At 61.6% G+C, this 23,308-nt stretch carries 21 protein-coding genes and 1 tRNA gene; 7 read left to right on the forward strand and 15 right to left on the reverse strand.

Going from position 1 to position 23,308, the window contains the following annotated elements:
- The first annotated feature begins 24 nt into the window (after positions 1-24).
- Both EQG66_RS12315 and EQG66_RS12320 read left to right on the forward strand, forming a co-directional pair.
- Complete coding sequence (locus EQG66_RS12315) at positions 25-993, forward strand: alpha/beta fold hydrolase (RefSeq protein ID WP_129404893.1); 969 nt, start codon at positions 25-27, stop codon at positions 991-993.
- A 45-nt stretch (positions 994-1,038) separates the two neighbouring features.
- Positions 1,039-2,211, forward strand: coding sequence for an acetyl-CoA C-acetyltransferase (locus EQG66_RS12320; protein WP_129404894.1), 1,173 nt, complete (start codon positions 1,039-1,041; stop codon positions 2,209-2,211).
- A gap of 55 nt (positions 2,212-2,266) precedes the next feature.
- Here EQG66_RS12320 and alr read toward each other — a convergent pair whose 3' ends face one another.
- The 10 genes from alr to EQG66_RS12370 form a co-directional block, all read right to left on the reverse strand.
- Complete coding sequence (gene alr / locus EQG66_RS12325; protein WP_129404895.1) at positions 2,267-3,316, reverse strand: alanine racemase; 1,050 nt, start codon at positions 3,314-3,316, stop codon at positions 2,267-2,269.
- 22 nt (positions 3,317-3,338) lie between these two features.
- Positions 3,339-4,934 (reverse strand): MFS transporter, encoded by a 1,596-nt coding sequence (locus tag EQG66_RS12330; RefSeq protein WP_245988078.1) that lies wholly within the window; start codon positions 4,932-4,934, stop codon positions 3,339-3,341.
- A gap of 79 nt (positions 4,935-5,013) precedes the next feature.
- On the reverse strand, positions 5,014-6,999 hold the full coding sequence (locus tag EQG66_RS12335; protein ID WP_129404897.1) for an acetyl-CoA carboxylase biotin carboxylase subunit: 1,986 nt from the start codon (positions 6,997-6,999) through the stop codon (positions 5,014-5,016).
- A 450-nt stretch (positions 7,000-7,449) separates the two neighbouring features.
- The gene (gene bioB, locus EQG66_RS12340; RefSeq protein ID WP_281273945.1) at positions 7,450-8,451 is read right to left on the reverse strand and encodes a biotin synthase BioB; all 1,002 of its coding nucleotides are present in this window, start codon (positions 8,449-8,451) and stop codon (positions 7,450-7,452) included.
- Positions 8,448-10,574, reverse strand: coding sequence for a methylmalonyl-CoA mutase (gene scpA, locus EQG66_RS12345; RefSeq protein WP_129404898.1), 2,127 nt, complete (start codon positions 10,572-10,574; stop codon positions 8,448-8,450). The genes bioB and scpA overlap by 4 nt, the downstream gene beginning before the upstream one ends.
- On the reverse strand, positions 10,574-11,353 hold the full coding sequence (locus EQG66_RS12350; protein ID WP_129404899.1) for an enoyl-CoA hydratase-related protein: 780 nt from the start codon (positions 11,351-11,353) through the stop codon (positions 10,574-10,576). Before EQG66_RS12350 ends, scpA begins: the two co-directional genes overlap by 1 nt.
- On the reverse strand, positions 11,350-11,793 hold the full coding sequence (gene mce / locus EQG66_RS12355; protein WP_129404900.1) for a methylmalonyl-CoA epimerase: 444 nt from the start codon (positions 11,791-11,793) through the stop codon (positions 11,350-11,352). The genes EQG66_RS12350 and mce overlap by 4 nt, the downstream gene beginning before the upstream one ends.
- Entirely contained in the window at positions 11,790-12,116 is a 327-nt protein-coding gene (locus EQG66_RS12360) for a hypothetical protein (RefSeq protein ID WP_129404901.1), read from the reverse strand. Before EQG66_RS12360 ends, mce begins: the two co-directional genes overlap by 4 nt.
- 11 nt (positions 12,117-12,127) lie before the next feature.
- Complete coding sequence (locus tag EQG66_RS12365; protein ID WP_129404902.1) at positions 12,128-12,322, reverse strand: hypothetical protein; 195 nt, start codon at positions 12,320-12,322, stop codon at positions 12,128-12,130.
- A 20-nt stretch (positions 12,323-12,342) separates the two neighbouring features.
- Positions 12,343-13,875 (reverse strand): acyl-CoA carboxylase subunit beta, encoded by a 1,533-nt coding sequence (locus EQG66_RS12370; protein WP_129404903.1) that lies wholly within the window; start codon positions 13,873-13,875, stop codon positions 12,343-12,345.
- A gap of 123 nt (positions 13,876-13,998) precedes the next feature.
- Here EQG66_RS12370 and EQG66_RS12375 point away from each other — a divergent pair, with 123 nt between their 5' ends.
- A complete protein-coding gene (locus EQG66_RS12375; RefSeq protein ID WP_129404904.1) occupies positions 13,999-15,414 on the forward strand; it encodes a helix-turn-helix domain-containing protein in 1,416 nt (471 codons plus the stop codon).
- 23 nt (positions 15,415-15,437) lie between these two features.
- Here the strand turns inward: EQG66_RS12375 and EQG66_RS12380 are convergent, their stop codons facing one another.
- From EQG66_RS12380 to pgi, 3 genes are read right to left on the reverse strand one after another with little or no spacing between them, the layout of a single operon-like run.
- Positions 15,438-16,274: a sulfite exporter TauE/SafE family protein gene (locus EQG66_RS12380; protein ID WP_220428665.1), complete on the reverse strand. Its 837-nt coding sequence runs from the start codon at positions 16,272-16,274 to the stop codon at positions 15,438-15,440.
- Positions 16,271-17,620 (reverse strand): glutathione-disulfide reductase, encoded by a 1,350-nt coding sequence (gene gorA, locus EQG66_RS12385; RefSeq protein ID WP_129404905.1) that lies wholly within the window; start codon positions 17,618-17,620, stop codon positions 16,271-16,273. Before gorA ends, EQG66_RS12380 begins: the two co-directional genes overlap by 4 nt.
- Positions 17,617-19,125 carry a glucose-6-phosphate isomerase gene (gene pgi / locus EQG66_RS12390; protein WP_129404906.1) on the reverse strand — a complete coding sequence of 503 codons (1,509 nt, stop codon included), beginning with the start codon at positions 19,123-19,125 and terminating at the stop codon, positions 17,617-17,619. The genes gorA and pgi overlap by 4 nt, the downstream gene beginning before the upstream one ends.
- Positions 19,126-19,259: 134 nt before the next feature.
- Between pgi and lepB the strand changes: the two genes are divergently transcribed.
- The 3 genes from lepB to era are packed head-to-tail and all read left to right on the forward strand — an operon-like array spanning position 19,260 to position 21,672.
- Complete coding sequence (gene lepB / locus EQG66_RS12395; RefSeq protein WP_129404907.1) at positions 19,260-20,081, forward strand: signal peptidase I; 822 nt, start codon at positions 19,260-19,262, stop codon at positions 20,079-20,081.
- Positions 20,082-20,093: 12 nt separating this feature from the next.
- Complete coding sequence (rnc, locus tag EQG66_RS12400; protein ID WP_425470248.1) at positions 20,094-20,768, forward strand: ribonuclease III; 675 nt, start codon at positions 20,094-20,096, stop codon at positions 20,766-20,768.
- On the forward strand, positions 20,758-21,672 hold the full coding sequence (gene era, locus EQG66_RS12405) for a GTPase Era (RefSeq protein WP_129404908.1): 915 nt from the start codon (positions 20,758-20,760) through the stop codon (positions 21,670-21,672). Before rnc ends, era begins: the two co-directional genes overlap by 11 nt.
- A 10-nt stretch (positions 21,673-21,682) precedes the next feature.
- Here era and EQG66_RS12410 read toward each other — a convergent pair whose 3' ends face one another.
- Both EQG66_RS12410 and EQG66_RS12415 read right to left on the reverse strand, forming a co-directional pair.
- Positions 21,683-22,267, reverse strand: coding sequence for a hypothetical protein (locus EQG66_RS12410; protein WP_129404909.1), 585 nt, complete (start codon positions 22,265-22,267; stop codon positions 21,683-21,685).
- Positions 22,268-22,395: 128 nt separating this feature from the next.
- Positions 22,396-22,941, reverse strand: a complete 546-nt coding sequence (locus EQG66_RS12415) for a hypothetical protein (RefSeq protein ID WP_220428666.1) — start codon at positions 22,939-22,941, stop codon at positions 22,396-22,398.
- A 160-nt stretch (positions 22,942-23,101) separates the two neighbouring features.
- Here EQG66_RS12415 and EQG66_RS12420 point away from each other — a divergent pair.
- Positions 23,102-23,185: transfer RNA gene (locus tag EQG66_RS12420), tRNA-Leu, on the forward strand.
- The last annotated feature ends 123 nt before the right edge of the window (positions 23,186-23,308 follow it).

Genomic DNA, 23,308 nt, shown 5'->3' on the forward strand with positions numbered 1-23,308 from the left:
CGGGAAAGCCAAAATGATCCCGATTTGAGACAGAAAGCGCTCGCCGGGCTGCGCGCGTATCAGCATGCGAAGCGTCATGATCCACCCTTGAATCATCCCGTTTCAGCGCAGTGCGGTGCGACGCGGCTGCTGCATCCATATTGCGCACAAAAATCGGGCCGCGCGGCGATCGTGCTGATCCCTTCACTCATAAATCCGCCGCATATCCTCGATATGGCAGGCGAGTCGTCGCTGCTGCGCTACCTGGTTGAATGCGGGCATGACCCATGGCTGGTGGACTGGGGCACTCCGGCGGATGATGACCGCAATCTCGATCTTGGCGGCCATATCATGGATAGGTTGCTACCGCTCGTTGCGCAGATTGATCGCCCGGTGATCCTCGTCGGCTATTGCCTTGGCGGAACTATGGCGCTGGCTGCGGCCGGGCCTGTGGGTGCAAAGGCGGTGGCGACGATCGCATCGCCATGGAACTTCTCTGCCTATCCAGAGGATGATCGCGCGCTCATCCACACATTATGGACGGAGGCCCAACCTTTATGCGAGCGAATGGGCTATATGCCGATGGAGGTGCTGCAATCCGGCTTTTGGGCGCTCGATCCCACCCGCACCGTGCGCAAATATGCGGCCTTTGCCGATATGGAGCCGGGCGGAGACGCGCATCGGGCGTTTCTCGCGGTTGAGGACTGGGCGAACGATGGGCCGCCCCTCACCTATGCCGCTGCGCACGAGCTGTTTGAGGATCTCTATGGCGCGGACATGACCGGGCAGGGCCGCTGGTCCGTTGGCGGCAGGATCGTCGACACCGCCAGCCTCCCCTGCCCCAGTCTCTCGATCCGCTCGATGACGGACAGGATCGTACCCGCAGCCGCAGCCCCCCAATTGAAGGAAAGCCACGATTCGGGGCTTGGTCATGTCGGCATGATCGTCAGCCGTCGCGCACCGCAGCAAATTTGGGTCAGACTTTCGCAGTGGTTGTCCGAAAACGGCGGATGAGCTAATGCCGCTTCGCACCATAACAATATCCTGCACGGAGATACTATGAGCAATATCGTTATCACCGCCGCGAGGCGCACCGCCGTTGGCAGCTTCCTGGGCGCCTATGCCAATACTCCCGCCCACGAGCTGGGGCGCATCGCCATCGAGTCGGCGCTCGCGCAGGCGGGACTCGCGCCGGAGGAGATTGATGAGGTGATCTTCGGCCAGGTCCTCACCACCGCGCAGGGCCAGAACCCGACGCGGCAGGCGGCCATCAACGCGGGCATCCCCAAGGATCGCACCGCCTTCACCATCAATCAGGTCTGCGGATCGGGCCTGCGCTCGGTCGCGCTGGCGGCGCAGGCGATCCAGACCGGCGACGCGCGCATCATGCTGGCAGGCGGGCAGGAGAATATGTCCATGTCTCCCCATGCGCAAAATCTGCGCGGCGGCATCAAGATGGGCAACGCCTCTCTGGTCGATACGATGGTGTTTGACGGCCTGACCGACGCCTTCAACGGCTATCACATGGGCATCACGGCGGAAAACCTCGCCGAGCAGTATCAGATCACCCGCGAAGAGCAGGATGCCTTCGCTGTCGGTAGCCAGAACAAGGCAGAGGCGGCGCGTGCCGCCGGGCGCTTTGCCGACGAAATCGTGCCGGTGACGATCAAGGGCCGCAAGGGCGATATCATCGTCGATCAGGATGAATATATCCGCGCCGGCGCGACAATCGAGGCGATGCAGGGCTTGAAGCCCGCGTTCAAGAAGGACGGCACCGTCACCGCCGCCAACGCCAGCGGCCTTAATGACGGCGCGGCCGCGCTGATCCTGATGACCGAGGAGGAAGCCGCGAAGCGCGGCGCGACCGTGCTCGGCCGGATCGCAAGCTGGGCCACCTGCGGCGTTGACCCGTCGATCATGGGCATCGGCCCCGCCCCCGCCAGCCGCAAGGCGCTGGAAAAAGCGGGCTGGAGCATCGCCGACCTCGATCTGATCGAGGCGAACGAGGCCTTCGCGGCGCAGGCGCTGGCGGTAGGCAAGGAGCTGGGCTGGGACGCGGCGAAGGTCAATGTCAACGGCGGGGCCATCGCCATCGGCCACCCGATAGGCGCATCGGGCGCGCGCATCCTCACCACCCTGCTTTATGAAATGGGCAGGCGCGACGCCAAGAAAGGCCTTGCCACGCTCTGCATCGGCGGTGGCATGGGCATCGCCATGTGCATCGAGCGGTAAACGGGCGAGCTTACCAAGGAAGCGGGCCGTCGGGTAAAACCGGCGGCCTTTTTCATTACACCCAGTAACGCTCGAAGCGATGCCCCAGCCGCGTCAACAGCTCATATTGCGACAGGCCGGATACCAGCGCGGTATAACCCAGGTCATAGTCGATATCGACCCAGTCACCCTCTTGCAGTGAGGGGCACTCATTGACGTCTATCGTCACGAGATCCATCGATACACGGCCGATCACCGCCAGACGCGCGCCGTCCTTCAGCGCTGCGCCGGAACCGGAGAAGATGCGTGCAAAACCATCTGCATAGCCGATGTTGATCGTCGCGGTTTCCATCGTGCGGTCGGCGATGAATTCCGCGCCATAGCCTACGGATTCGCCACCACGCACGGTGCGGCGTTGCAGGATTTCGGCCTGCGGCGTGACCACCGCCTGAATGTTCAGCTCTGCGTCCAGCGTAGGTGTGCCGCCATAGAGCGCAATGCCGGGCCGGGTGAGGTCGAACGCGAAATCGGTGCCTCGGCAGATGCCCGCGCTGTTCGCCAGGCTGTATCGATTGGCCTTGATGGACTTCTTGGCCTCATTAAACAGCATCAGTTGAATGTCATTAAGGTGATGATCGTCCTCGGCGCTAACGAGGTGGCTCATCAGCGTATCGATCTCCAGCCCGTCGAACAGGCCCATGTCCAGCCCGTCGAGCGAGAGGCCGAGCCGGTTCATACCGGTGTCGATCATCACATCGCACGGGCCGCCGTTGGCCGCTTTCCAGCGCGCGATCTGCGCCGGGCTGTTCAGCACAGGCCGCGCGCGCGATGCCAGCGCGATCTCCATATCCTCAGGCCGAACGCCGTGAAACACGCTGAGCGACACGCCATCGCCCAGCCCCGGCTCGACATGCTGCGCCTCTTCCCATGTCGCGACGAAGAAATCGCGGCATCCTTCGGCGGCGAGATGCTCCATCACCCCTTCCGCGCCGAGGCCATAGCCATTGGCCTTGATCGTCGCGCCGCAGGCCGCGCTGCCGCTCTGTTCCTTGAGCCAGCGATAATTGGAGAGCAGCGCCTGCTTGTCCAGCCGGAGCCGCAGGGGTGATTGATAGTCCATGCTCATAGCGAAAAATGCCCCACCGCGCCTAATCTGCCCACATGCCCCCCTTGGTTTCCTTCAACCCCCATAGGCACACCAGCAGGGCCATTAGCACGACCGCGAACGTATACCAGAGGCCCGCATAAACATTGCCTGACCGCGCTGCAATATACACGCTGACAAGTGGAAGAAATCCGCCGAAATAGCCGGTGCCGATATGATAGGGGATCGACATGGAGCTGTAGCGCACCTTGGGCGGAAACATCTCTGCCAAAAGCGCCGCAACCGGCCCATAGGTCATGCCTGACAGCGCTGACAGCGCCAGCAGTAAGCCGATGATGATGAGCGCGCTGGAAAGCGGGGGGTGCTGTTTGGCAAAGCTGTATCCGGCAGCCTCCAGTGCGGGCTTGATCGTATTTGGATCGCCGATCGCCAGAGTGCGATCTCCGATACGCATGGAAGCAGGCAAATATGTGTCGCCATATCCGCCGATCTGCTCGCGCTGATACTGCACACCCAGCCGGGTCAGCTCCGCAAGCGCCTGCCCGCATGGGGTTTTCTGATTGGCGCTGAAGGGATCGAACGCACATTCGTTCGCCACTACTACTACCGGCGCAGCCTCTTCCGCCGAGGCCCGGCCCGGATTGGCGGCATGGCCCATAACAAGCATCAGCGGGAACAGCAGCAGCAGCGTCAGGACATAGCCAATGATGATCGGCTTCTTTCGCCCTACCTTATCGGATAAGTGGCCGAACAGGATGAAGAAGCCCATGCCCAGCGTGGCGGCGATGCCGATGGTGATCTCAGCCCATGTCTCATCAACCTGCAACGGCCCCTTGAGCAGGCTCAATCCGCTGAAGAAGGCCGTGTACCAGATCACGGTCAGCCCCGCCGCGATGCCGAACAGTGCCACGAAAATCCGCTTCTTGTTGCCTGGATAGGTAAAGCTCTCGACAAAGGGGTTGCTCGCCAGCTCGCCTTCCTCCTTCATCGCCTTGAACACCGGGCTTTCCGAGAGCTTCATGCGCATCCAGAGCGAGAGGGCCAGCAGCAGCAGCGAGATCAGGAACGGCACGCGCCAGCCCCATGTCGCCCATGCGTCCGCCGGGATCAGCGCTTTGCACAAGAGCACGACGACAAGGCTCAGCACGAAGCCGCCCACCACGCTGGCCTGAATGAAGCTGGTGTAAAAACCGCGCTTTTCCGGCGGCGCATGCTCTGACACATAGACCGCCGCGCCGCCATATTCACCGCCGAGCGCCAAGCCCTGGCATATGCGCAGCAACAAGACCAACGCTGGCGCGGCATAGCCAATGCTATCCGCCGAGGGGATGAGGCCGACCCCCGCTGTGGCAATGCCCATCAGTGTAACGGTGACGAGGAACGTGTATTTCCGGCCCAGCCTGTCGCCCAGATAGCCGAACAGGATCGCGCCCAAAGGCCGGAAGCCGAAACCGACGGCGAACCCCGCCCACACCAGCAGAGTCTCCAGCGTCTCGCTACCGGATGGAAAGAACGCCTTGCCGATAAACCCTGCCAGCGTCGCGTAAATGAAGAAATCATACCATTCGAATACTGTACCGGCTGATGATGCGCCGATGACCAGCCGAATTTCGGACTTGCTGACTTCCTTGCCTGCCACGCCTCTGCCCCTCGCCCGCTTGATTATAGGTGAGGAGCATTAGCGTGAATAGCGGGCCGCGCAACTGGCAACGCGCGATTTATTCCAGTTCGAGAATGATGCTGTCCACGGCAAGGCTTTCGCCTGCCTTGGCATTGACGGCCTTGACCACGCCGGTCTTCTCCGCGCGCAGGATATTCTCCATCTTCATCGCCTCGATCACGGCCAGCGGCTGGCCCGCCTCCACCTTGTCGCCTTCCTTGACATTGAGCGACACGAGCAGGCCCGGCATCGGGCAGATGAGATATTTGGAAAGGTCGGGCGGCAGCTTCTCGATCATGTGCGCGGCAAAGGGCGCGACATGGGCAGGCAGCACGCGCGCGACATGGCTCGCGCCGCGCGTTGTCAGCTTGAAGCCGGTGCGCGTGGGCGCGATGCGGACGGAAAGCGCCTCTTCGCCAAACTCGGCGTCGATGATGCGGTCCCCCGGCGTATATTCAAGGCTCATGTCGAGCGGCGCGTTGTCCACCAGCACATCGTCGCCGTTGATCGAGACGATATGGTCCGCGCCGCCGATGCGCACCGCCCAGTCTGATGGCGGACGCAGGCGCTTGCCCAACTGCCCGTCGATCCGGCGCGAGCGGTCTGCCTGCGCCATCCCTGCAAAGGCGGCGATGGCGGCAAGGCGGCGCAAAAGCTCTTCGGACGCGGGCGCGCCGTGGAACCCATCGGGATACTCCTCGGCGATGAACCCGGTTGTGATATTGCCGGAGCGGAACCGCTCATGCTGCATGATTGCGGAAACGAAATCGATGTTGTGGCCAAGCCCCTCGATCTCGAAGCTGTCCAGCGCCGCAATCTGCTTGTCGATTGCCTCAAGCCGCGTCGGCGCATAGGTGATCAGCTTGGCGATCATCGGGTCATAGAACATGCTGACCTCGCCGCCCTCGGCCACGCCATCGTCCACGCGCACGCCCTCGATCACCGTCGGCGGGTTATAGCGGATCAGGCGACCGGTGGAGGGCAGGAACCCGCGATAGGGATCTTCCGCATAGACGCGGTTTTCGATTGACCAGCCGTTGATCTTCACGTCATCCTGCGTGAACGAGAGCTTTTCTCCATTCGCGACCCGGATCATCTGCTCGACGAGGTCGACGCCAGTGATCTGCTCGGTGACGGGGTGCTCCACCTGAAGCCGGGTGTTCATTTCGAGGAAGTAGAACCCGTCGCCGGTCTTGTCCGCGCCCGAGACGATCAGCTCGACCGTGCCCGCGCTGAAATAGCCCACCGCACGCGCCAGAGCGACGCACTGCTCGCCCATTTTCTTGCGCATTTCAGGGGATACGAACGGCGACGGCGCTTCCTCGACCACCTTCTGGTGGCGGCGCTGGATCGAACATTCGCGCTCGTTCAGATAGACGATATTGCCGTGCTGATCGCCCAGCACCTGAATTTCGATATGGCGCGGGCTTTCGATGAACTTCTCGATGAACACGCGGTCATCGCCGAAGCTCGCAAGCCCCTCGCGCTTGGTCGCCTCGAAGCCCTCGCGCACATCCTGCTCGGAGTAAGCGAGGCGCATGCCCTTGCCGCCGCCGCCCGCCGATGCCTTCATCATAACAGGATAGCCGATCTCGTTCGAGATTTTCACCGCATGTTCGGTGTCTTCAATCTCGCCCACAAAGCCGGGGACGACATTGACGCCCGCCTCCATCGCGAGCTTCTTCGACTCGATCTTGTCGCCCATCGCCGCGATGGCGTTGGCAGGCGGGCCGACGAAGATGATGCCTTCCGCGTCCAGCGCCTTGCGGAAGCTCTCCCGCTCAGACAGGAAGCCGTAGCCGGGGTGGACCGCGTCCGCGCCGGTCTGCTTGCAGGCCGCGATGATCTTGTCCGCGATGAGGTATGACTGCGCGGCGGGCGACGGGCCGATATGCACCGCCTCATCCGCGATCAACACATGCGGCGCGCGCGCATCGGCATCGGAATAGACCGCGACCGTGGCGATGCCCATCTTCTTCGCCGTGCGCATGACCCGGCAGGCGATCTCGCCACGATTTGCGATGAGGATTTTTTTGATGGTCATTTGTTATTGTTCCTAGATACTATTCGCACAGACCAAAACAGATATAAAAAGAAGAAGAAACTCAGTATTATACGCGACCCATTGCCAACAAACTCGGTATCAGAAGTTGTCAAACCATAAGTTCCCCAACACACTATCGATACAAAACATAACCCTGCACAAACTGCCGCGCATTCGATCAGGTCAGCAATAAGTCTCACTCCGTCGCCCCCGCAACAAACCCGTCACCCTGAACTTGTTTCAGGGTCCATTCCTCCCAACACGCCATCGCTGCCGAAGGCGGGATGTGTTGTCGAGGCACGTGACTCGACAGCACTGAAACAAGTTCAGCATGACGATGACTTAAGGGAGCCGTCATGCCGGGCTTGACCCGGCATCCCGCTGCTTTCTCGGCTGCCAAGAAAGCTGGACCCCGGATTAAATCCGGGGTGATGGAGGCGGGTGAGTAATTCACTCCGCCGCCTCTTCGAGATGCCCATGTGGCACCGCCTGCATCGCGCGGATGCCGAGTTTCGCCAGCATCGCCGCGTCCTTGTCGTCGCCCGTATTGGGCGCGGTGAGGAGCTTGTCTCCGGTGAAGATGCTGTTCGCGCCCGCCATGAAGCAGAGCGCCTGACAGCTCTCGGACATGCTCTCGCGCCCCGCAGACAGGCGCACCATGCTCGCGGGCATCGTGATCCGCGCCACCGCGACCGTGCGGACGAACTCGATCTCGTCGATCTTCGCCAGCGGCGTATCGGCCAGCATATCGCCCAGCACCGTGCCCTTCACCGGCACCAGCGCGTTGATCGGCACGCTTTCCGGGTGCGGCATCGTGCTCAAAGCATGGATGAAGCCGATGCGGTCCTCGCGCGTTTCGCCGAGGCCCACGATCCCGCCGCAGCACACGTTGATCCCCGCCGCGCGGACATTCTCCAGCGTCTCGATCCGGTCCTCGAACGTCCGCGTGCTGATGATGTTCGCGTAATTCTCCGGCGCGGTGTCGATATTGTGGTTGTAATAATCGAGGCCCGCATCGGCGAGTTGGCGGGCCTGCCCTTCGCTCAGCATGCCCAGCGTCATGCAGGTTTCCATGCCCATTTCACGAACGCCGCGGATCATTTCCTTCAGCGCAGGCATGTCCCGCTCCTTGGGGTTGCGCCACGCTGCCCCCATACAAAAACGCCCGGAGCCATTGTCCTTCGCCTGCGCCGCTGCCTGCAACACCGCGCGCACATCCATCAGCTTGGTCGCCTTGACGCCGCTGTCTGCCTCCACGCTCTGCGAGCAATAGCCGCAATCCTCCGGGCAGCCTCCGGTCTTGATCGAAAGCAGTGTTGAGAGCTGAACCTCGTTTCGCGGATGGTTAGCGCGATGCACCGTCTGCGCCTCGTACACGAGGTCCATGAACGGCATATCGAACAACGCGGTAATATCGGCGCGGGTCCAGTCTGTGCGTGGTAAAACGGTCAAGCGGCGTCCTCCAGTGGCGGCATGTTGTGGCCGAGCAGGCGCAGCACATCCGCCGCGCACTCAACCACATTGGTGCCGGGACCATAAATGCCCTGCACGCCCGCGTCACGAAGGAAATCATAGTCCTGCGGGGGGATGACGCCGCCCGCCACCACCTTGATATCTGCCCTGCCCGCTTCCTTGAGCAGCGATATGAGCTGAGGGATCAGCGTCTTGTGCCCCGCGGCGAGGGAAGACGCGCCGACGATATCGACCGACTTGTCCAGCGCCAGATCGCGCGTTTCCTCCGGCGTCTGAAACAGCGGCCCGGAAACGACATCGAAGCCCATATCCGAAAATGCCGACGCGATCACATTTGCCCCGCGATCATGCCCGTCCTGCCCCATTTTCGCGACAAGCATGCGTGGTTTGCGCCCCAGGCGGTGCTCGACGGCCTGCACTCCGTCGAGCACCTGGCGCCAACGCGCGTCCCCTTGATAGGGGGCGGCGTAGACGCCTGTCACTGGGGTCGGAACGGTCGCATGACGACCGAAAACTTGCTCCATGGCGGCGCTGATCTCGCCCAGCGTGGCGCGGGCGCGGGCGGCATCGACCGCCAGCGCCAGCAGGTTGCCGTCGCCACGCGCGCCTTCCGTGAGTGCGGAAAGCGCGGCCTGACACGCAGCCTCATCGCGCGCGGCCTTGACCGCGTTGATCCGCGCGATCTGCCCTTCGCGCACCTTGGCGTTGTCAACTTCCAGCGTTTCGAGCTGATCCTCGGTGCCGAGACGATATTTGTTGACGCCGACGATCACGTCCTCGGCCCGGTCTACCCGCGCCTGCCGCGCAGCCGCCGCCGTCTCGATCATCGCCTTGGGCCAGCCTGCCGCCACGGCCTTCGCCATGCCGCCCTCGGCCTCGACCCGCTCGATGATCTCCCACGCCTTGTCGACCAGATCCTGCGTGAGGTTTTCGACATAATAGCTGCCACCCAGCGGATCGACGACATTGCACATGCCGGTCTCTTCCTGAATGACGATCTGTGTGTTGCGGGCGATGCGCGCCGAGAAATCGGTCGGCAGCGCGATGGCTTCATCGAGCGCGTTGGTGTGGAGCGATTGTGTACCCCCCAGCATCGCCGCCATCGCCTCGATCGTGGTACGGATCACGTTATTATAGGGGTCTTGCTCCTGCAAGCTGACGCCCGATGTCTGGCAATGGGTGCGCAGCATCTTGGAGCGTTCGTCCTGCGCGCCGAGCTTGGTCATCACCCGGTGCCACAGCACCCGCGCCGCGCGAAGCTTCGCCACTTCCATGAAGAAGTTCATGCCGATGGCGAAAAAGAAGCTCAGGCGGCCCGCAAACTTGTCGATATCGAGGCCCGACGCCACGCCATATTTCACATATTCCATGCCGTCGGCGATGGTGAAGGCCAGTTCCTGCACCTGCGTGGCGCCTGCCTCCTGCATATGATAGCCGGAGATCGAGATGCTGTTGAACTTGGGCATCTCGCGGCTGGTATAGCCGAAGATGTCCGAAATGATGCGCATGCTGGGTTCGGGCGGATAGATATAGGTGTTCCGCACCATGAACTCTTTGAGGATGTCGTTCTGGATCGTGCCGTCCAGCAGCTTGCGCTCGACGCCCTGCTCCTCGCCCGCGACAATGAAGAAAGCGAGGATCGGGATGACCGCGCCGTTCATCGTCATCGAAACGGACATCTGATCCAGCGGTATGCCATCGAACAGGATCTTCATGTCCTCGACCGTGTCGATCGCGACGCCCGCCTTGCCGACATCGCCGACTACGCGCGGATGATCGCTGTCATAGCCGCGATGGGTGGCGAGATCGAAGGCGACGGAAAGCCCCTTCTGCCCGGCGGCGAGGTTGCGGCGATAAAAGGCGTTGGATTCCTCGGCCGTGGAAAAGCCTGCATATTGCCGGATCGTCCACGGGCGCCCTGCATACATAGAGGCGCGCACCCCGCGCGTGAACGGCGCGAAACCGGGCAGACCGGGGTCGGTGGTCACGTCTTCCGCAGTGTACAGCGGCTTCACCGTGATGCCTTCGGGCGTCTGCCAGTCAAGCGATTTACCCCTGACCTCCTTGTCGGCCAGAGCCTTCCAGTCTGTATAATCCGTCATTATTCGCCCCTGAAATCCGGTTTGCGCTTTTCGGCAAAGGCCTGCACCGCCTCGCGGAAATCGCGCGTGCGCCCTGCGGCCTGTTGATTGCTTTTCTCGACCTCAAAGGTCTCTATCAATGTCATGTTGAGTGCGGCGGCGACCTGTTTGCGGATCATCCCCAGCGCTACCGACGGACCACGCGCCAGCTTGGTGGCAATCGCCGTCGCATCAGCGAGCACGGTATCGTCGTCGGCGAGTCGCGTCACCAGCCCCAGATCGAGCGCCTGCTCCGCCGAAACCTTCTCGCCCAGCAGCGCCATTTCCAGCGCCTTGGCCCGCCCGGCAGACTTTGCCACCAGCCATGTCGCAGCCGCATCCGGCACCAGCCCGATGTTGGCGAAGGCGAGCATCAGATAGGCCGAACGCGCCATCACCACGATGTCCGCCGCCAGCGCAAAGCTGAGCCCTGCGCCCACCGCCGGGCCATTGATCGCGCTGATAATCGGAATGTTGGCATCCGCCAGTGCTTGCACCGCCGGGCGGTAATAGGTGTCGAGCAACGCACCCAGATCTTCCGGCATACCCTGCCCGTCGCCGATCAGGTCCGCGCCAGAACAGAACGCCCCGCCCGCTCCGGTCAGCACCAGCGCGCGCGCGCCATCGGCCTGCGCCTGTGCGACCGCCTGCGTCAACTCGGTCAGCAGCGTGAACGACAGCGCGTTCATCCGCTCCGGCCGGTTGAGGGTGATGGTGGCGACGCCTCCCTCAAGCGCGTAGATCAGCGTTTCATAGCTCAATGCGCGGCTCCCGGCTTGGGTGTTTCCATGATCTCGGTGAGGACACCGTTCATGTCCTTGGGGTGGAGGAAGAAGATCAGCGTGCCATGCGCACCGATGCGGGTTTCACCCAGAACCTTCTTGCCCATCGCCTCGAACTCCGCGCGGGCGGCGTGGATATCCGGCACCTCATAGCACATATGATGCTGGCCGCCCGCCGGGTTCTTGGCGAGGAAACCGTGGATCGGGCTGTCCGCGCCCAAAGGCTCGATCAGCTCGATCTGGGTGCCGTTGGTGCCATTTTCCCCCGGCGTATCGACGAAGCACACCTTCACGCCATTGGACGGCATGTCGAATGGCTCGTGAATATGGGTCGCCCCCATAACGTCGCGATAATAGGCGATGGAGGCTTCGAGCGAAGGCGTCGCGATGCCGATATGGTTGAGACGGCCGAGTTTCATTTTTGAACCTCATTCGCCGATCTTTCGCACCGGTAAGCATTTAAAGTGTATTGGTGTTGGTTATTGCTGACGGTAGTGGCAGTTATAACTGCAGAGTCTGCGCCTTTTGCCTTAGCTTTTTCAAGTGCAGCTATCAGCGCCGCACGAGAAGTTTTCGACGCACTAACCATGGCAAACTTCATAGCACTTACAATATCCAAAAACTGACACGTCGATGCTTGGTCAACAGCGATGATTTTTATGCCGTCCGGAAGTGGCTTTTCGGCAGCTTTCACTGCTGTTGACAGCAAACCTATCACAAAAAATATGGCTAAAAAACGCACCTCGTTACTCCTCAAATGTCTGTAGACATAAATTGAAGATTGACCGCGGCAACATCAGCTTTCTCAATCGCCCACTTACGGGCAGCGTCTTCGGAAGAAGCAGAAGTAACATCTATCCTAGCTAATCCTGCCTCAATAAATGATATGGCGGCGATCCAACCAGAATCGGCTCTCCGCACAACTGCAATTGCTTCAGTTCCAAGCATTTATTGTTCCTTTTCAGAATCTAAAGCGGAATATTGTCATGCTTCTTCCACGGATTCTCAAGGCTCTTGTTCCGTAGCTTCCGCAAGCCCAGCGCGATGCGCCGGCGGGTGGAGTGCGGCATGATGACCTCGTCGATAAAGCCCTTGGATGCTGCCACGAACGGATTGGCAAAGCGCGCTTCATATTCCGCTGTGCGCGCCGCGATTTCTTCCGGCGTCTTGCCGCGAAAGATGATCTCCACCGCGCCCTTCGCGCCCATCACCGCGATTTCCGCCGTCGGCCATGCGTAGTTCAGGTCTCCGCGCAGATGCTTGGAGCTCATAACGTCATAGGCGCCGCCATAAGCCTTGCGGGTGATGACGGTGATCTTCGGCACGGTGGCCTCGGCATAGGCGAAGAGCAGCTTTGCGCCATGCTTGATGATGCCGTTATGCTCCTGCCCGACGCCGGGCAGGAAGCCGGGCACGTCGACAAAGGTGATGATCGGGATCTCGAACGCGTCGCAGAAACGCACAAACCGCCCCGCCTTTTTCGAAGCATTGATGTCAAGGCATCCGGCCAGCACCATCGGCTGGTTCGCGACGATACCCACCGTGCGCCCCTCGATGCGGCCAAAGCCGGTGATGATATTGCCCGCGTGGGTCGGCTGAATCTCGAAGAAATCCCCCTCGTCCAGCGTCTTGCGGATCAGCTCGTGCATATCATAAGGCTGGTTGGCATTGGCGGGGATCAGGGTATCGAGACTGTCCTCGACCCTGTCCCACGGGTCGGCGCTGGGGCGCTCCGGCACGCCCGCCTGGTTGTTGGCTGGCAGCAGATCGACCAGATCACGCGCGGCGAGCAGCGCCTCTATGTCGTTCTCGAACGCGATGTCCGCCACGCCGGATTTGGTCGTGTGCGTCACCGCCCCGCCCAGTTCCTCTTGGGTCACGATCTCGTTGGTCACCGTTTTCACCACATCCGGGCCGGTGACGAACATATAGCTGCTGTCCTTCACCATCACGATGAAGTCTGTCATCGCGGGTGAATAGACCGCTCCGCCCGCGCATGGCCCCATGATGACGCTGATCTGCGGCACAACGCCAGACGCCAGCACATTGCGCTGAAACACTTCAGCATAACCGCCCAGTGACGCGACACCTTCCTGAATTCGCGCGCCGCCCGAATCGTTGAGGCCGATGACCGGCGCGCCGACCTTCATCGCCATATCCATGATCTTGCAGATCTTCTGCGCGTGCCGCTCGCTGAGCGAACCGCCGAACACCGTGAAGTCCTGGCTGAAGACGAAGACAAGGCGTCCATTGACCGTGCCGGAGCCGGTGACGACGCCGTCGCCGGGGATATGTTGCTCGTCCATGCCGAAGTCGATGCAGTTATGCTCGACATACATGTCCAGCTCCTCGAAGCTGCCTTCATCGAGCAGCACATCGAGCCGTTCACGCGCGGTGAGGCGGCCCTTGGCGTGCTGGGCCGCAATGCGCTTTTCGCCGCCACCCAGATGGGCCGCCGCACGCTTTTGCTCCAGCTTCTCGATGATCGCCATTTTGGTCATGCAGTAGTTTCCTCGGCTTATCCGGTGCAAGTCATTCATGCTGCTCCTTTCACCGGCGAACGCAAAGTGCAAATGTGAATTTGCAAATTTGCAAAAAGCGATTTTGCAAAATACAAGGGCGGGATGGCACGAGGAAACAGATTATTTGTCGGCGGCAGGCTGCGGCAGTTGCGGATCGACCAGCGCATGGATCAGGCGGCGATGGCGCGCGTGCTGGGGATATCCGTCTCCTATCTCTCACAGCTTGAGCATGACGACCGGCCACTGACCGCCAAGGTTAAGGCGGCGCTGGCCGCGGCCTATCCGGTCGATTGGGCCGCGTTCGACGACCGCGAGGGCGAGCAATTGCTCGGCGCCTTTGCTCATGCCCTTGCCCAACCTGATGTGGCGGGCGCACCGCTTGAGGCCGAGCGGATCGAGAAGCTGCATCTGCACTTCCCGGAGTTTGCCGCGCGCTATGTCGACCTGCACCGCGCCTTCCGACAGACCAATGAGCGGCTCAACATGGTGGAAGAAGCCATCGCCAACGATATGACGGCGCAGGCGCGCATGCCTTGGGAAATGGTGCGCGACTGGTTTCACGATACCGGCAATTATGTCCATGCGCTCGATTGCGTGGCTGAAGAGTTGCGCGCTGAGATTGCGCCAGCGGATCGGCTGAGCGAGGCGGATATGGCCGAAGCGCTGATGCGCGGTCATGGCGTCTCGCTAGTGGTGGACGAGAGCCGCTCCCGCCTGTTGCGCCATTATGATGCGCACAGCAGACGCCTGTTCATCAACGCCGCCGCGCCTCCGGAAAGCCGCCGCTTTCTGATCGCGCATCAGCTCATGCGCCTCGCCGCTGCCGACATCATGGTCGATATCGTGCGCGCCGCCGCGCTGCCGCTGCCGGGGGCAGACCGCTTGCTGGAGGTGGGGCTGGCGAATTATGCGGCAGGCGCGCTCATGATGCCATACGCCGCCTTTCGCACCGCCGCGCGGGCAATGCGGCATGATATTGACCGGCTGGCGCGGCAGTTTGGTGTGAGCTTTGAGCAGGCATGCCATCGTCTCTCCACCCTCCAGCGCCCCGGCATGCGCGGCATCCCGTTTTTCTTTTGCCGGGTCGATATGGCGGGCAACATCACCAAGCGTCACAGCGCAACGCGCCTGCAGTTCGCGCGCTTCGGGGGAGCATGTCCGCTCTGGATCGTGCATGAGGCGGTGGCGATCCCGGATCGCATCCTCACCCAGCTCGGCGAGACGCCCGATGGGGTGCGCTATGTCTCTATGGCGAAGGGGCTGGTCAAGCCGTCAGGCAGCTATGCCCGCGCGCCGCGCCGCTACGCCGTGGCGCTGGGGTGCGAGGCAGAGCATGCCGCGAACTTCATCTACGCTGACGGCATGCAGCTCGCGGATGAGGCGGGTGCGACGCCGATCGGCGTGACCTGCCGCCTGTGCCCGCGCCAGGGGTGCGATCAGCGCGCCTTCCCGCCTACCGATCGCCCGATCCGGGTCGATCCAGACAACCGCGATGTGGTGCCCTACTCGATCGATTAGGCTACTGAGCTGCGTTCCCTGTCTCACCAGATGATCGCGGCAACAAAGCGCGCCGCGACAGTGGCGAGATAGATGCCGAACGCCACTTCGAGCTTGCGCTTGGGAAGGGCATGGGCAATGCGCGCGCCCCATGGCGCAGCTATGATGGATGTCGGCACCATCATCGCGAATCCGATCAGCGAGACATAGCCTATCGAAAACGGAGGCAGCGCCGCCATCTTGCTCCAGCCGCTGAAAATATAGGCGATCACGCCGGGAACGGAGATGATGACGCCCAGCCCGGCCGAGGTCGCTACCGCGCGATGGATAGGCATGGCATAGAGGCTCAGCAACAAGTTGGAGATCGCACCGCCGCCAATGCCCATAAGGGCCGATGCAATCCCGATCATCAAGCCATAGAGCCGCATGACGGCCTTTCCGGGCAGACTATCCGCAAACCGCCAATCGTCCCGACCGAACAACAGTTTGAACGCTGATATGCTTGCAACCGCGACAAACACGGCCTTGAACACCCATGCCGGTGCGAAGGAGGCTACATAGCCGCCGATGGCTACTCCCAAAACCACCGGCACGAGCCATACGCGCAGTACCGGTATTTCAACCGCGTCGCGCCGGAGGTGCGCGCGATAGGAACTGATCGAGGTCGGCACGATAATCGCCAGCGAGGTGCCCACACACAGTTGCATGCGCACGTCTTCGGGCACATCTATCAGCCGGAAAACCTCATAGAGCACTGGCACGATCACCGCGCCACCACCAACACCGAAAATCCCCGCCAGCAATCCGCTGACTATCCCGGCACCCACCAGCGCGCCTGCCAGCATCAACACGTCATTCAGAGGCATTTCAGCGATGCTCACTTGAGCAGCACCAGCTCCTCGGCCATGCTGGGATGCAGGGCCATGGTGTCGTCAAACGCCTGCTTGGTCAGCCCAGCCTTCACCGCCACCGCCGCAGCCTGCAGAATTTCTGGCGCGTCAGGGCCGATCATGTGCAGACCAATCACCTTGCCCGTCGCTCCATCGCAGATCATCTTGTAGAGGCTGCGCTCCATGCGCCCGGCCAATACATCCTTCATCGCGCGGAAATCAGACGTATAGATGCGCACATCCGCATATTTCGCCCGCGCCTCGCGCTCTGTCAGCCCAACACCGGCAAGCGGAGGGCTGCTGAAAACGGCAGAGGGGATGCAATCATAATCCACAGTGCGCGCGATGCTACCAAACACTGTGTCGGCAAAGGCATGGCCTTCGCGGATCGCCACCGGCGTCAACTGCACCCTATCGGTCACATCGCCCACCGCATAGATGCTGCTTACATTGGTCTGGTTACTTGCGTCGACAAGGATTGCGCCGGTGTCGCTTGTCGCGATGCCCACATTCTCCAGCCCTAGCCCGTGGGTCTTGGGCATCCGTCCCGTGGCGAACATCACGACATCACATTCAATCGGCGCGCCGCCATCCGCAAGATGAACCAGCAGGCTGTCGTCGTCCTGTTTCTCTATCCGCTCGAACGGCGCATTAAGACGAAAGCCGATACCCTTCGCCTTGCTGATTTCCATTAGCCGATCCCTGATCTGCTCGTCATAGCCGCGCAAAATCTGGTCCGAGCGGTTGACGATGGTGACATCGCTGCCCAGCGCGTGGAAAATCCCTGCGAACTCGTTGGCGATATAGCCGCCGCCCGCTATCACGACGCGCTTCGGCAGCGCGTCCAGATGAAACGCCTCGTTGGAGGTGATGCCATGCTCCGCGCCGGGAACATCGGGCACAACTGGCCAGCCGCCGGTTGCAATCAGTATGTATTTCGCGCTGATGGTCTTGCCACTGGCGAGGGTGACTTCATGCGCGCCGGAAATGACCGCCCGTTCGTGAAAGGTGGTAACATTGTTGCTATCGAGCGTGTTCTGATACAGGCCATTCAAGCGATCGACATCGGCCAGCACATGATCGCGCAGCGTCTTCCAGTCGAACTTCGCGCCTTCGATGGTCCAGCCGAAGCGGGCGGCGTCTTCCAGATCCTCCGCGAAGTGCGAGCCATAGACCAGCATCTTCTTGGGCACGCAGCCGCGGATGACGCAGGTGCCGCCAACTCGATATTCCTCCGCCACTGCCACCCGCGCGCCATGCCCCGCCGCGATGCGCGCCGCGCGCACGCCGCCAGAGCCTGCGCCAATCACGAACAGGTCATAATCATACTCGCTCATGCCGCGCTCCCCAGCGCCAGTTCAATCAGCGCGGTGGTGGAGGGATCGAAGCCCGATGTTCCCTCCGTCTCGATGGACTTCGCTATTTCTTTGCCAAGCTCCACGCCGAACTGATCGAACGGATTGATGCCCATCAGCACCGCGTTGGCAAAAGTGCGATGCTCGTAAAAGGCGATCAGCGCGCCCAGCGCATGCGGGGTCACATCGTCGAGCAATATGGTGGTGGAGGGCCGCCCGCCGGGATAGGCGCGCGCGGGGTCTGCCGCATTGTCGCGCCCGCGCATCAGTGCGGCACCCTGCGCGAAGCAGTTGGTAAGCAACACGCGGTGATGCGCCGGATCAAACGCGTGCCCCGGCTCGATGGATGCCAGAAACTCGACCGGGATCATATGCGTGCCCTGATGCAGCAGCTGGAACACCGCGTGCTGCGCGTCAGTCCCCACCCCGCCCCATGTGATTGCGGCTGTTGGCCCGTCGACCGGCGATCCATCCGCCTTCACGCTCTTGCCATTGCTCTCCATCTCCAGCTGCTGGAGATAGGAGGGCAGAAGCCGCAGCCGCTCATCATAGGCGAAGACCGCGCGGGTCTGGCATCCCATGATGCGGGCATAAAATTGATCGACGAACGCGGCGATCAGCGGCACATTCTCCTCTGGCGCGGAGAGGCGGAAATGCCGGTCCATCTCCGCAGCGCCTTCGAGCAGGCTTTCGAACCCATCCCAGCCGAGGCCTATGGCGGCGGGAAAGCCTATGGACGACCACAGCGAATAGCGCCCGCCCACCGCTTCGTTAAATGGCAGGATGCGCGTTTCATCGACGCCCCATGCAATTGCCTTCTCCGGCGATGCGGTGAGCGCGATCACCTTGCCATAGGGGTCTTCCACCCCGCCCTCGGTCATCCATTCTATCGCGCTCTGGGCGTTGAGCATCGTCTCGGTGGTGGTGAAGGTCTTGGATGCGACCGCAAGCAGCGTGGCCGAGGGATCGAAATTTTTCACCGCTTCTTCCAGCGCACAGCCATCGACATTGGAAACGATGGCGACATCATAGCGCCCCGCGTCACGCCCCAGCGCGTCCATCAGCAAATCCGGCCCCAGCGCCGATCCGCCGATGCCGACATGGAGGATATGGCGCACCGGGCCGAAGCCTTCTGCCTCTATCACGTCGATCAGCGCGCGCATCCGCTGGTGCAGCGCCTTGGCGGCGGCAACACTGTCGGGCGCGCCCTCGCCCCGCTCTGCGCTGTGCTCCGCCGCGCGGCCTTCTGTGGTGTTGATCTTCGCGCCAGAGAACAACTGGTCGCGCTTGCCAGTAAAATCCTGCGCCTGCGCCAGAGCGCCAAAGGCGGCCATGATCTCAGGCGTCAGGTGCGTCTTGGACCAATCAAACCGCAGCGGGCCGACAATGCGCGTCAGCCTGTCCAGCCTGCCCGGATCGCTCGCGAATATCGTGCGCAGATCGGGCCGGGGCAGCGCGCCAATGGCGGCCAAAAGCTGCTGCGTCATGCATATTCTCCTGTGATTGCCCAGAAACGGATGTGCCAGCGCACGAATCACAGGCGCAGATACACGCATTTGCTTGACCTCGCCACCGCAGCAAAGCAAAGCCATGCGCGCAAATCTCAACTTTCAGGGCATGTATGAGCGAGAAATCGGAAACGCGCGAATTTATCACCTTTCTGCTGAAGCTCGGCCTGTTCGTGTTCGTGCTGCGCAGCTTCATCGTCGCGCCGTTCAACATCCCGTCGGAATCGATGCAGCCGCGCCTGCTGATCGGCGATTATCTGCTCGTCGGCAAATGGCCCTATGGCTATTCGCGCTATTCGCTGCCGTTCAGCGTGCCTCTTATTCCGGGCCGGATCATGCCCAGCACTCCTGAGCGCGGCGATGTCGTGGTGTTCAAGGCGCCGCCCAGCCAGAACCTCGATTATATCAAGCGCGTGATCGGCCTGCCGGGCGATGTGATCGCGATGCAGAACGGCCAGGTGATCCTCAACGGCAAACCAGTGCCCAAGCAGCGGGTTGCCGATCTCGTTATCCCCGTCTCGCAAAACATGATCGACGCGACCAATGCCGAAGGCGGCCTCTCCCCCTGCTATCGCCCAGAGTTCGAGATTACCAAGGACGGGGAGCGCTATTGCGCCTATCCCCGCTTCCGCGAGACGCTGCCCAACGGCAAGAGCTATGAGGTGCTCGATGTCGATAGCGATGGCGCGGGCGACAACCGCGCGCCGATCACGGTGCCCGAAGGCCATCTCTTCATGATGGGCGACAACCGCGACCGCAGCGCCGACAGCCGCTTCCCGGCGAGCGATGGCGGCGCAATCGGCCTCGTGCCTGAGGAAAACCTCGTCGGCCGGGCGCTCATCAGTGTGTTCTCCACCGATGGCAGCGCCAACTGGTTCCTGCCATGGACCTGGGTAACAGCCGCGCGGTTCGACCGGATCGGCCAGGGATTTTGACAGGCTCCGCCCTTGGATAATCAGGCGCGCCTGGACTGGATCAGGATACATTCCGGGTGGGAGCCGAAGGACCGGATGCTGTTCCTGCAGGCGATGACCCACGGCAGCGCCTCGTCCGATCATTATGAGCGGCTGGAGTTTCTGGGGGACCGTGTGCTAGGCCTCATCATCGGCGCCTGGCTCTATCAGCTCTACCCTGCCGAGCCGGAGGGCAAGCTCTCCGCGCGCCTCAACCAGCTTGTCTCGCGTGATGTTTGCGCCGAAATCGCGCGCGAGATTGGTCTGCAAGAGCATATGATCCTCGGCAAGCAGGCGCGCGACGATGGCGCGCGAGACAGCGCCAATGTCCTGTGCGACATGCTGGAGGCCATGATCGGCGCACTCTATCTCGATGCCGGGATAGAAACGGCAGGCGGCTTCGTCCGCTGCATATGGTCCAGCCGGGTCAAAGGAGCGGGAGGCGCGCCCAAACATCCCAAGTCCGAGTTGCAGGAATGGGCCGCCAGCCACAAACGCAAGCCGCCCGAATATACGCTTACCGAACGCTCCGGCCCCGCCCATGCGCCGGTCTTCACCGTCACCGTCTCGATCCGCAATATCGGCGAGGCACAGGCCAGCGGCGCCTCCAAGCAAGAGGCGGAAAGAGAAGCTGCCCGCAAATTACTGGAACAGTTGAATGCCCTCTGAAAATATCACTATCCCTCCGCGCTGCGGTGTCGTTGCTGTCCTTGGCGCGCCGAATGCGGGCAAATCCACGCTGGTCAATGCGCTGGTCGGTCAAAAGATCGCCATCACCAGCCCCAAGGCGCAGACCACGCGCACCCGCGTCCTCGGCGTCGCGCTGGAAGGCGAGACGCAGATCGTGCTGGTCGATACGCCGGGCATCTTCGCGCCGAAACGCAGGCTGGATCGCGCCATGGTGCAGGCGGCATGGGGCGGTGTGCAGGATGCAGACCTTATCGCGCTGGTGGTCGATAGCAAGGCGGGTCTCGGCGAAAAGGTAGAGGCGATGCTGGCCGGGCTGGAGGGGCGGCGCGAGCCTAAAGTCCTGATCCTCAACAAGGTCGATATCGCCGACAAGGGCAAGCTGCTCATTCACGCACAGCGGTTGAACGAGCGCATAGCCTTCCGCGACACCTTCTTCATCAGCGCCGCGACCGGAGATGGCCTCGCCGCCATGAAAACCGCGCTCGCCCGCGCCATGCCGGAGGGGCCATGGCACTTCCCGGCAGATCAGGTTTCCAGCGCGACCGACCGGATGCTCTCCGCCGAGATCACGCGCGAACAGATCTATCATCAGCTCCATGCAGAGCTGCCCTATGAAGCGGCGGTCGAAACCGAAAAATATACGGAGCGCGCGGACGGGAGCGTGGAAATCCATCAGCAGATCCTCGTCGCCAAATCGAGCCAGCGCGCCATCGTGCTCGGCAAGGGCGGACAGCGCCTCAAGGAAATCGGCTCAAAATCCCGCGCAGAGCTGAGCACCCTGATGGGCTGCCCGGTGCATCTCTACCTCCACGTCAAGGTGAAGGAAAACTGGGATGAAGACCGCGGCGTCTATCGCGATATCGGGCTGGACTGGGTGGAGTGATATGGGGCGCTTATTGCGTCAGCCGTACCTGAAAATCGTCGCTGATCCTGAAATCAATCGGCTTACCCGTCCACTCGAACGTCTGCTGCAAATTTATCGAGCGCTCAGCATTGTTGGTGCAATCTACCGGCCCTTCCGGCCTCGAATAGCGGATGTTGATGGTGTAGTGGTTCTTTCTGGCGCCATATCGTGATGGCGTGATAACGATATTGATTTGCTGCGTATTCGGCTGGTGAAATGTGCCCGGCGGACACAGGATCTCCTCACCGGCGGCAGGCTCTGAAATCGAGAGGTTTGAGTTTGCTCGTCCGCCAATGCGTATCGGCTGGTTCATAATCGTCTGGCCACGCTGGATCAGGATTAGCCTCACGGTGTGGATCGGCTGAGGCTCCTGCCTTGTCGACGGGCTAAGAGGAGCAGATGTTATTATCGGCATAGGCGGAGGAGGCATCGGAATTTGCGCCGTTGCATGAACCGCCCCCGTTGCAGAGATCAGCGCGACCAGCCCAACCATGCCTATCCGTTTGCTGAATGTCATGATGCCCTCCAAAGAAAAAATACCAAGATGCCGACTATTCATCATAATGATACGCATATGCGCAAGTCAGTATCATGACCGGAACCGATATTCTTACTCCGCTCGTAATACCGGACATTATGGGCAATATACCCCCGCCACCCTCCTTGTTGAGAAGGCAATGGCGGCGGGGTGGTGGTGTGATGTTATTGCGCCGTGGCAGGGGCAGCAGCAGGTGCAGTCGATGCCGCTGCCGGAGCGACTGTTGACGCCGACGCGGCCGCTGAGGCGTCAGCGGCGGGTGCCGGTGCAGACGCCGCAGTCGCCGGGCTGGCCGCCGCGACGACAGGCTCTTCCACCTTGGGGGCTACCGGCTTCAGGACCACCTTCAGCGGGTTCGGCTCCAGATTGTTGAGCGCACCACTGCTGGCGTCCACGCCTGCACCGATGAAACCGCCGATCAGGATATTGCCTGCGCCTGCTGCCGCGCCGCCGCCCGAAAACTTGCTGCGCACGTTCACCTGCTGCGTCTCAAAGCCATCCTTGGTGAAGGTGGCGGTGAAGGCCTCCTTGCGCTTGAGCTTGAGGTTGCAGGGCGTGACGCACTTGTCGCCCAATGTCGTGACGACCTGCGCCGCTGACGGTTCAGACGTAATCTCGAACTTCTGCTTGCTGCCGCGCGTGATCGTTGCGCAGGCGGAGAGGCTGGCCACGGCCAAGACGGCCGCAGCGACGCGGAAACTGACTTTCATGATATCCCCCCAATAAACTGCGCCAGAGCGGCGCGTTGCTGTGTGTATCGGATCGATTGCCGATGGCAAGCCTGTAATGATCCCCGCTGATTTTTGGCCTGAGGAAGCATGAACTCGGCACTTGGCATCCGCCCGATAGCCGCCTATAGCGAGCGCCCACGCGGATGTGGCGAAATGGTAGACGCAGCGGATTCAAAATCCGCCGTAGCAATACATGTCGGTTCGAGTCCGACCATCCGCACCAACTGGACGCCTCGAAAAACTCTGGCCTTTGATGGGTGGATTTGATTCACTTCGCTCACGTTACGGCGGAGGCGATGATGGCAGGACAGCCCGGTTTCTTTGACCTATCTGACCGGTACGAGGC

It is taken from the genome of Sphingobium fluviale, from assembly GCF_004122115.1.
GTDB classification, from domain to species: domain Bacteria; phylum Pseudomonadota; class Alphaproteobacteria; order Sphingomonadales; family Sphingomonadaceae; genus Sphingobium; species Sphingobium fluviale.